This window comes from Desulfosarcina sp., from assembly GCF_055467485.1.
On the sequence record NZ_JBUOIV010000101.1, the window covers coordinates 1 to 9,288 of the forward strand.

9 protein-coding genes are annotated in these 9,288 nt (G+C 54.0%); 4 read left to right on the top strand and 5 right to left on the bottom strand.

Annotation, left to right across the window (positions count from 1 at the left end; translation table 11 throughout):
* Positions 1-249: aspartate/glutamate racemase family protein (locus ACZCED_RS24070; RefSeq protein WP_464861989.1), on the bottom strand; the 249-nt coding region annotated here is incomplete at its 3' end.
* 192 nt (positions 250-441) lie between these two features.
* On the opposite strand from ACZCED_RS24070, the gene ACZCED_RS24075 reads away from it, so the two are divergent.
* The 4 genes from ACZCED_RS24075 (at position 442) to ACZCED_RS24090 (ending at position 4,469) form a co-directional block, all read left to right on the top strand.
* Positions 442-1,389 carry a substrate-binding domain-containing protein gene (locus tag ACZCED_RS24075; protein ID WP_464861990.1) on the top strand — a complete coding sequence of 316 codons (948 nt, stop codon included), beginning with the start codon at positions 442-444 and terminating at the stop codon, positions 1,387-1,389.
* Between the two features lie 46 nt (positions 1,390-1,435).
* The gene (locus tag ACZCED_RS24080; RefSeq protein ID WP_464861991.1) at positions 1,436-2,332 is read left to right on the top strand and encodes an ABC transporter substrate-binding protein; all 897 of its coding nucleotides are present in this window, start codon (positions 1,436-1,438) and stop codon (positions 2,330-2,332) included.
* A 422-nt stretch (positions 2,333-2,754) separates the two neighbouring features.
* Entirely contained in the window at positions 2,755-3,450 is a 696-nt protein-coding gene (locus tag ACZCED_RS24085; RefSeq protein WP_464861992.1) for an ABC transporter permease, read from the top strand.
* On the top strand, positions 3,447-4,469 hold the full coding sequence (locus tag ACZCED_RS24090; RefSeq protein WP_464861993.1) for an ABC transporter ATP-binding protein: 1,023 nt from the start codon (positions 3,447-3,449) through the stop codon (positions 4,467-4,469). The genes ACZCED_RS24085 and ACZCED_RS24090 overlap by 4 nt, the downstream gene beginning before the upstream one ends.
* Positions 4,470-4,475: 6 nt before the next feature.
* On the opposite strand, the gene ACZCED_RS24095 is transcribed toward ACZCED_RS24090, so the two are convergent.
* From ACZCED_RS24095 to ACZCED_RS24110, 4 genes are all read right to left on the bottom strand, one after another.
* A complete protein-coding gene (locus tag ACZCED_RS24095; protein ID WP_464861994.1) occupies positions 4,476-5,675 on the bottom strand; it encodes a putative sulfate/molybdate transporter in 1,200 nt (399 codons plus the stop codon).
* A 24-nt stretch (positions 5,676-5,699) separates the two neighbouring features.
* Positions 5,700-6,155: a response regulator gene (locus ACZCED_RS24100; protein WP_464861995.1), complete on the bottom strand. Its 456-nt coding sequence runs from the start codon at positions 6,153-6,155 to the stop codon at positions 5,700-5,702.
* A gap of 180 nt (positions 6,156-6,335) precedes the next feature.
* A complete protein-coding gene (locus ACZCED_RS24105; RefSeq protein WP_464861996.1) occupies positions 6,336-8,003 on the bottom strand; it encodes a sensor histidine kinase in 1,668 nt (555 codons plus the stop codon).
* A 21-nt stretch (positions 8,004-8,024) separates the two neighbouring features.
* Positions 8,025-9,288 (bottom strand): SLC13 family permease (locus tag ACZCED_RS24110; RefSeq protein WP_464861997.1); only part of this gene is annotated, 1,264 nt, incomplete at its 5' end.

Here is a 9,288-nt window from a genome sequence, read left to right on the forward strand (position 1 = left end):
GGTACAGATGAGAAGGAAGTCCGCACCGGCGCGCTCCAGTCTTTTGGCGGCTTCCACCAGATAATCCGTCACACGGTCCCATTCGCTGCAGCGCATGAGGGTTTCAATCTCGCCAAAATCCACCGAGACCATGATGCTTTTGGCCGAATGCAGCCCGCCCAGGCGATTCCGGACGACTTCGTTGATGATGCGATAATATTCGCTGGAGGATTCCCAGCTCATTCCGCCGATCATTCCGATGGTTTTCATGCTTCCTTCTGCCGAAATTTGTTATTATTGGTTTTTATAGGTAATTTAAAGTAATAATTATAACTACATATTGACATAAACTGACATTGCCGCTAATTAAAACAACCCGGGTTCAGCCTGAAATACCGTTTCGAATTTTACGTTCGATTAAGGTGGAAATATCATGTTTGGCATGTAGAGGAAACACCAAAAATGGACAAGATCAATCAGTTGAAAACACTGCTTTCAACCAAAGAGGTGGCCCAGTTTCTGGATGTCAACGAAAAGATGGTTTACAGCCTGGTTTCCGAAAAGGGCCTGCCGGCCACCAAGATCACCGGCAAATGGCTCTTCCCGCGTCACCTGGTGGAGCAGTGGGTGGAGGCGCACACCATCAACTATCCGGACAGCCGCGTCCAACCCCCGGCCTACCAGGGGCTGCTGGTCCTCACCGGCAGTAACGACCTGCTGCTGGACAAGGCGATCACGCTTTTTAACCGCATATACCCGGATCACATCGCCGTATTCGGGAACCTCGGCAGTATGGGGGGCTTGCGGGCCCTGCGGCGCAGCCTGTGTCACATCGCCACGAGCCATCTGCTCCAGGAGAGCGAAGACGACTACAATTTCGATTTCGCCGTCAAGGAGCTGGACAAGATGCCGGCCGTGGTGAACTTTTGCCGGCGGGAGCAGGGGTTGCTGGTTCAAAGGGGCAACCCTAAAAAAATCACCCGGATTGCGGACCTGGGCCAACCCGGTCTCACCATCGTCAATCGGGCGCTGGGCACCGGTACACGCCTGCTGCTCGATTTTGAACTGAAAAACGCCGGAATCAAAGCTGAAAAGATCAAGGGGTATGCCAACGAAGTCCAGCGCCACCTGGACGTGGGCCTGGAGGTTTTAGCCGGTCGGGCCGATGGCGGTCCGGCCATCCGGGCCGTGGCCGGTCTGCTGGATCTGGATTTCATCCCCCTGCGCTGGGAACGCTACGACCTGATGATCGCCAAGGAACGCTTTTTCGACGAAGGCGTCCAGCGCTTCCTCGGCCTGTTGCATGAAAAGGCCTTCAAGAATCTGACCGAACGGCTCCAGGGTTATGACCTCCAGTTTTCCGGCAAGATGGTCTTCCCCGGCAATTCTGTCGATAAGGTATCCGCTTAGACCAGAGTTACATTTTTAAATGGCCACATTTTTAGAGGAGGTGGAGATGAAACGGTTACATTGCCTGTTACTGGCCATCGGATTGACGCTGACGGTTTTTTCCAGTGCGGGATTCTGCGCGGAAAAGATCATCAAAATGTCCACCACCACCAGCACCCAGGCTTCCGGTCTGCTGGACGTGCTGCTGCCGGAACTGGAGAAAGACACCGGCATCCAGGTCAAGGTTATCGCCAAGGGTACCGGAGCGGCCATTCGTGACGGCAAGGACGGCAATGTGGACGTGATCTTCGTGCATGCCAAGGCCCGCGAAGAACAGTTCGTCAGCGACGGTTTCGGCACCAAACGCTATGCGGTCATGCACAATGACTTTGTCATCCTGGGGCCGCCCGCCGATCCGGCCGGCGTCAAGGGCATGAAGGATGTGGCCGCGGCACTGAAAAAGATCGCTGCTGCCAAGCAACCTTTCGTTTCCAGGGGCGACGACAGCGGTACCCATACCAAGGAGCAGGCCCTGTGGAAATCCACAGGTCTTCCGCTGGAAACCAGCGGCATGAAAATCAGCTCCGGCGGCAAAGACAAGGAGATCAGCTTCACCCATCCGCAAGGGCTGGGAGAATGGTATTTGTCCATTGGCCAGGGGATGGGCAAGACGTTGACCTTTGCCGATGAAAAACAGGCCTATACCATGTCCGATCGCGGCACCTACATCAAGTATAAGTTCGGGCGCGATGTGCCCCTGGAGTTGGATGTGCTGGTGGAAGGCGATGAGCGCCTGGCCAACCCCTACGGGGTGATTCCGGTCGATCCCAAGAAGCACCCCCACGTGCAATACGATCTGGCCAAGCAGTTCGCCGAGTGGCTGGTTTCGGAGCGCGGTCAGTCGGTGATTCGCAACTATCGGTTGTTGGGGCAGCCGTTGTTCTACCCTGACGCCATCCCGTAGAAGCGGTTTAAACACCTATCTAATGTCCGATTTCGGCGTTGCGGGCCGTTTCTTTGGCAGTGCCGGGGGACCCTACCCCCGACACTGCGTACGTACTGACGTGTACGCTCCGCTTTTGAAACGCCCCGCGCCTTGCCCTCGAACATGATCTGCGGCATTTAAACCGCTCCTACAGAAATTCGTGAGAACGCAAAGGGTGCTATTGCGGCGGCTGATGCCGTGCCTTCGGGCATCACTCAAGCATTCAAGCCCAATCTAAAAGAGTTGGAGAATAGAACGCTTCTACAGAAATTTGTAAATCCAGTCTGGGCTTTTGCGCCTGTCCCGCCGAAGCTGTTAAGCGAAGGCGGGTCGGCTTAAACCTCAAAAACGACAGAATTCATTAATTTTAGTCAAGGCAATTATAACTTTAGACATTTCTTATGGACCTTCTCATCGACAGCCTCAAATCCGCTATCCTGCTGGTGGTCGCCCTGGATCCCGAGATGCTGGCAATCGTGACCGTGTCTCTCAAAGTCAGCTTGATGTCCACCTTGCTGGCTTCACTCATTGGGGTTCCGGTCGGTTTTGCCATCGCTTTTAACGAATTCAGTGGCAAGCGGATGCTGGTGACGGTTCTTAATACATTGCTCGCACTCCCCACCGTGGTTATCGGACTTTTCGTGTATGCGTTTATTTCAAGACGCGGAATATTGGGGATATTCGACCTGCTGTACACGCAGCATGCGATCGTTTTTGGCCAGGTCATCCTGATCATTCCGGTGGTAACCGTTTTCACTGTAGCGGCTATAAGCCGAATCGACGAACGCTACCGCAAAACAGCCATGACCCTGGGCGCCAATCGCCGCCAAACGGCTTGGATCATATTCAGAGAAGCGCGTTTCGGTATCCTTGCCGCGGTCATCGCTGCTTTCGGACGCGTCATCTCCGAGGTGGGTATCAGTATGATGCTGGGGGGTAATATAAAGGGATTTACCCGTACCATGACGACCGCCATGGCACTGGAATACGACAAAGGGGCCTTCACACTTGCCGTGGCTTTGGGAATCGTTTTGCTGGCAATCAGCTTCGGTATGAATCTGCTGTTTCATTTTTTTCAGGGAAGGACCCGGATTTGACCCTTTACACGCTTTTAAACCTCAAAAGGAGATACGGCGCACGGACTGTTCTGGACATTGATGCGCTGGATTTCGAGGAGGGAAAAATTTACGCCCTCTTGGGGCCGAACGGTGCCGGTAAGACGACCCTACTGAACATACTGGCCTTTTTAGATGTTCCCACCAGTGGCTCTGTTTATTTCCGATCGCAGAAAGTGCGTTTCGCCGAGTCCGTTTTGCAGGGCCTGCGCAAATCGGTCGTGATGGTGGATCAGCATCCCATCCTTTTTAGCACCAGCGTTTACAAGAACGTGGAATTCGGGCTGAAAATCAGAGGCATTCCCAAAAGCAAGCGTGACCGGATTGTGACCGAAGCCTTAGACCTGGTTGGGATGCGTCGTTTCTCCCCGGCAGCCGCCCATCGACTATCCGGCGGAGAAACCCAGCGGGTGGCGTTGGCCCGAGCGTTGGCTCTTTCACCGCAAGTTTTTCTTTGTGATGAGCCGACTTCCGGAGTCGACATGGAAAATCGGGGAATTGTTCTTGACATCTTGCGCAGGATTAACGCCGAGAAGAACATCAGTGTGATTTTTACGACGCATGATCGCGGCCAGGCCGCATCGTTGACGCCTCATATCCTATCACTCGAAGAGGGAAGTTTGGCTCCCTCAGTTTACGAGAATGTCTTCACCGGCATTATTGAAAAACTCAACGACGCCAACTACCGGATGACGATTCGCAATTGTCTCTCTATCGATATTCCTCAGGAACGGATCGATAAGAATGCGGGTCCTTCCAAACTTTATATCGATCCTGCTGGCTTGAAGATCATTGCCGAGGCCGACCGACAGGCGCGGATCAATATCATAGATGGAAAAGTCTTCAGCGCCGAAGTCGAAAACGACCACATCCGCCTGGTGGTTGATGCCGGTGTCTTCATTACGTTGCATGTATCAGGTGAGCAATACCGGGGCAGGCAAATTATGGTCGGAGACAGCATTACCTTGTCGATCCTTCCGGAGGCGATCCACCTTCTGTAAACCTTTTCAAATCATAAATCTTTCGGATTTTAACAGGTAAGCGATGACAAGGCCGGCAATGAACCCGGCGGCTAGGTTACTGGCAAGGGTGATGCCCAGCATCAACAGGATGGTGAAAAGTTCCTTACGACTCATGATGTCCAGGATTGTCATGGCCAGCTGACTACCGGCAAAAACAAGTAGGATTCCCAGGATGGACATCGGCAGCAGGTGAAGGACTGGCAGAATTTGTTCCCCGAGCAGGATTACCAGTAACACAAAAATGCTGCCGATCAACAGGTTCGATCCGGCTGTCCTTGCGCCGAATCGGTAATGGGCTGCCAAGCCGCCGCTTCCGTGACACAGCGGCATGCCACCGAACATCGTACTGACAAAGTTTGCCAGCGCCATGCTGATGCACGAACTTCGGTAAGTAATCTTGCGGGAATTATCACCGAAATATTCCCGCGATAGATCGGCATAAGCGATTACCGCATTTCCCAGCGTCATCGGTATTTGTGGTAGAACCAGTATTAGAAACGCCAGGGAGAAATCTTCCAGGGTGGGAAAATTGAACGGCAGCAAATGCGGTAGATGCAGGCCAAAACTCAGTCGTTCTAAACCCTGGTGCGTTCCCAGACCTGCACCAAGAAAAATTCCCCCGACCACAACAACCAAACCCGCGGGTACTTTTTTGTTGTCCAACAGCAAGAGGGTCAAAAGTCCGCCGATAACGCCGATAAAAATACCAATGGGAACCGCCCCCACGGCTTGCAGGGTCAAATAAGGTTCGGCCGCCTGCTGCAACGCCTGAAATCGGGAAACCCCGATGACCATTTTGACTCCTTCGGACATCAACAATACGCCGGTGGAGAGTTGGACTCCCCGGACGACAGAGGGAGGGGTGTATTTTCCCAGCAGGTCTATGGCACCGGTTCCTCCGATAACGAGCAGTAAGGCGGCAAGGCTAAAACCGGCGGCATAGATTTGGGAAGAAGGAAGTCCCATGGCGATGGCATAGGCGCCAACCACCTTCATCGGTTGGATAGGAACGGTCACGCCGAAAGCGAAACCCGAAAAGATATAGTATAGACCGATGGAGAAAAAGAGGCCAGCGGGATCGAGCCCATTGATCAGAATCATCCCGATGGCCAAGGGGAGGAGTGTGCCCAGATCACCAAAGGAGCCGGCCAGTTCCAGTCGATTGAACTTGTAGCGAGTAGTCATTATCCGGTTTATACGATATTGAGCTTAAGATTTGTCCTTTTCCTGGTCGAAGACCCGGCCCGGAAAGCGCAGCAATTCCTGAATCTTGGCATCCCGGATCTTTTTGTCGTGCACGGATTTGCGCTTGAAAGCCTCGGCCATTTTTTCCAGGAGGTCATCGAATTTGACGGGTTTCAGCAGATAATCGAAGGCGCCCAGTTTCATGCCTTCGATGCTGGTTTCCACCGAGGCGTGCCCGGTCAGCAGGATGACTTCGGCCAGGGGCTGGATTTTCTTAATTTCCCGCAAGGCCTCGATGCCGTCGATTCCGCCCGGCATCTTGATGTCCAGAATAACGACATCAAACAGTTCCTTTTTCATCGCCTCCAGGGCTTCCTCTCCGCTGATAACGCCGGTGGCTTCCAGGTTTCGCTTCTTCAAGCGGTTGACAATGGTCTCCAGGAAATCCACCTCATCGTCGACGACCAAGATTTTAAACATGACCATTATTTGTCTCCTTGTTGGGTTAAAATGGACACCGCCGGTCGCCATACAACTCAATAACCTATACCATTTAACCCCGACGATGTAAATTTTTGATTCAGCGCCAGCCAACATCTGACGAAAATCAGGATTTCGAATATATTCAATCTATTAAAATTATTTCCACATACCGGCGCTTCATTTCTTGGCCGGTATTTTCACCGGCAGTTTGACAACGAATACGGTTCCTTGGTCTTTTTTGCTGTTGAAAGTGATCGTTCCCCCCATGCCCTGGACGATTCCATAGCTGATGGACAACCCCAGGCCGGTGCCCTTGCCGGGGGGCTTGGTCGTATAAAACGGATCGAAAATGCGGCGCTGCTGCTCGATGGGAATGCCCGGACCGCTGTCTTTGACGTGGACTTCGAGCATCCGGTTGGCGGCCAGCGTCCGGATGGCAATCGTGCCGTCCTTGCCGATGGCATCGATGGCATTGTTGACCAGGTTCAGCAAAACCTGCTGGAGCTGCGACTGGTCGCTGGCAATGACGGGCAGATCCGACTGCAAATCCGTGCGTATGTCGATGTTGTTGATGCGGGCATGATTTTTCAACAGTTCGATGGTCTGGGTGATGATCATATTGATGTCAACATCGTCCAGGCGGGGTTCCATGCGCCGCGCGAACCCCAGCATGTTGTGGGTGATCTTGCGGGCCCGCTCTACATGCTCTTCGATCTTTTCGATGGAACGCGTGTATTCCTGGAAATTTTCGCTTTCACGAAAGTTTTCATCCGCCAGCAGGTCCCGCATCCATCCGGCCTTTTCACCGATCACTGCCAGGGGATTGTTGATTTCATGGGCGATACCGGCGGCCATTTTCCCAAGGGCGGCCATTTTGTCGGATTGGATCAACTGGGCGTTCAGTTCGTCCACCTCTTTGTCGGCCGCTTCCAGCCGCCGAATCGACATGTTGGAGGTGACAAAGGTCGCGATGATGATGGCCACACAGGCCACGATGATGGTAAAAATTTCCTTGTTGAGGGTCGAGCGCAGTCCGGCCACCTCCTCACCGGCTTCCTGGCTGATCACCAGCAGCCAATCCCTGTTTTTGAGCCAGCTGCCCGCATAGTAGCGCGCGGAACCGTTGGCTTTGATCTCGATGATGCTGGTGTCTTCCAGGAACAGACCGGGATCGAGATCGCTTTTCCCCAGGATGGCGCCGTCAAAACGGGGGTAGGTCTGGAAATAGCCATCCTTGTTGATGATGAAGGCATCGCCGCGTTTGCCGAACTGGCCGGTGCGTACCAACCGGTTGAAAACGTCGGAGTCGATGGTGGCGCGCAGTATCCAGCTGTGGCCTTCATCGTAGCCCCGGACCGCAATGATAAAATGGGGTAGCTGACGATATCCCATGTAGACGTTGCTGATATATCTGCCCTTGGCCATCACCTCACCGAACCAGGGTTGCTGAAAGTAATTGTAGCCGCTTAATTCGTAGGGACCGATGTAAACCGTCTGGTTGCCGCCGCTGTCGATGACCCCTATGTCCACCAGACCCAACCCGTCGGCGCGGCGATTGATGACCTTGAAGATGTTGGACAGATTGCGGGTGTTGTTCAAATAAGCAAAGGTGTGGGTGTCCACGATCGTGGACAGGATGGCGGTGCGTTCCCGTAGAAAAACCTCCACCGCATTGCGGTGGGAGATGGCCAGGTTGAGGGCATGGGATTCAATGCGCTCTTCCAGGACTTCGGCAAACTGGTAATAGATCATCCCGCCCAGAAAGATCAGCGGCAACACGGAGACGATCAGCGTGATAAAGATGATATCCTGTTTGAGTTTGACGTAACGCGATCTTTTCATCATTCACCCTCACTGAGTTCCGGCTTACCAGGAAAGAAACTGCCAGTAGCCGAAGACGGCCCAAAGCCACAGGACCAGCCAGGCTAGGATGGTCACGGGCAGTCCGTACTTGACGAAATCCATGACGTCCAGCAGTCGCTCGCCGGTATCCAAATCGCGGCCCATGCCAAAGGCAATGGCGTTGTTGGGGGTGCCGACCACCAAAAAGTTTGCAAACGACGATGAGAAGGCACAAACTAGGCCGACTTTCCACACATGTACATTGGCCAGTGTCGCCATGGGCAGAACGATGGGTCCCAGGGCGGCCACGGTTGCGCCGTCGCTCATGAAATTGGTCATGGTGCCGGTCAGCAGGCTGACGCCAATCACCAGGCCGTCACCCTTGGACATGAAATCCGGCAGCAAACCGACAAAGCTCTGGGCCAGCCAGAGGGCGCCGCCGGTGAACTTGAGACCGACGCCCATGGCGCAGGCGGCTGCGTAAAGACCGACCACATCGAAGGCCACCCCGTTTTGAACATCCTCCCAACGGATGATGCGACACAGAAACATGGCCATGACCGCATACAGGGTCGGTCCGCCCAGTCCGGCATGTTCGCCGATGGTGATCCAGGCGATGACCAGCACGGTCAGAATGACGGCCATCATGGCCTCGCGTCCGCCGAACCTGGGCAGGTCGGCCACCTCGGCCTTGACGACTTCGCTGGGATTGACGTCTTTGACTTTAAACCGGGACTTGCAGGTCAGGTACATGAACGCCCCAATGGTCACTGCCATCAGGGGTACGAACGGCATGCCGTACTTCATCCAGTCCAGAAAGGATATGGTATTACCGTATTCCATCAGATAGCCGACCATGATGGCATTACGTCCACCGGCCGCCGGGGAACCGGGGCCGCCGTGGTTGGCGGCAAAGCAGATACCCAGGATTAAAAAGACCGCCAAAGCCCGGTCTTTTTTGATACCGTACATTTTGCAGGTAACTTTGTAAACCCCCATCAGGACGGGCAGCAGCAGGGCCACCAGGGCATGTTCGGAAAGAAAGCTGGCCGACATGGCCAGCAGCGGCAGGAACACAAAAGCAAAGCCTTTGGCGCTTTTGATCCGGCTCAGTAGGATCAGGCCGATGCGTTTGTCCAGGCCGGTCTTGGCAACCCCCACGGCCACCACCAGGATGCCGAAGATGAAAAAGACCGCGTCTTTCATGTAAGCCTGGGAGATTTCGTTGATGGGCAGGATACCGAACAGATAGAGCATGACGCCGACCAGAATGTCGGTGGCCCCCAGG

Bases quoted from the DNA above. Each gene is read 5' to 3' on its own strand.
- ACZCED_RS24085 (WP_464861992.1), top strand. From the start codon at position 2,755: ATGGACCTTCTCATCGACAGCCTCAAATCCGCTATCCTGCTGGTGGTC.
- ACZCED_RS24100 (WP_464861995.1), bottom strand. From the start codon at position 6,155: ATGTTTAAAATCTTGGTCGTCGACGATGAGGTGGATTTCCTGGAGACC.
- ACZCED_RS24105 (WP_464861996.1), bottom strand. From the start codon at position 8,003: ATGATGAAAAGATCGCGTTACGTCAAACTCAAACAGGATATCATCTTT.
- ACZCED_RS24095 (WP_464861994.1), bottom strand. From the start codon at position 5,675: ATGACTACTCGCTACAAGTTCAATCGACTGGAACTGGCCGGCTCCTTT.
- ACZCED_RS24075 (WP_464861990.1), top strand. From the start codon at position 442: ATGGACAAGATCAATCAGTTGAAAACACTGCTTTCAACCAAAGAGGTG.
- ACZCED_RS24080 (WP_464861991.1), top strand. From the start codon at position 1,436: ATGAAACGGTTACATTGCCTGTTACTGGCCATCGGATTGACGCTGACG.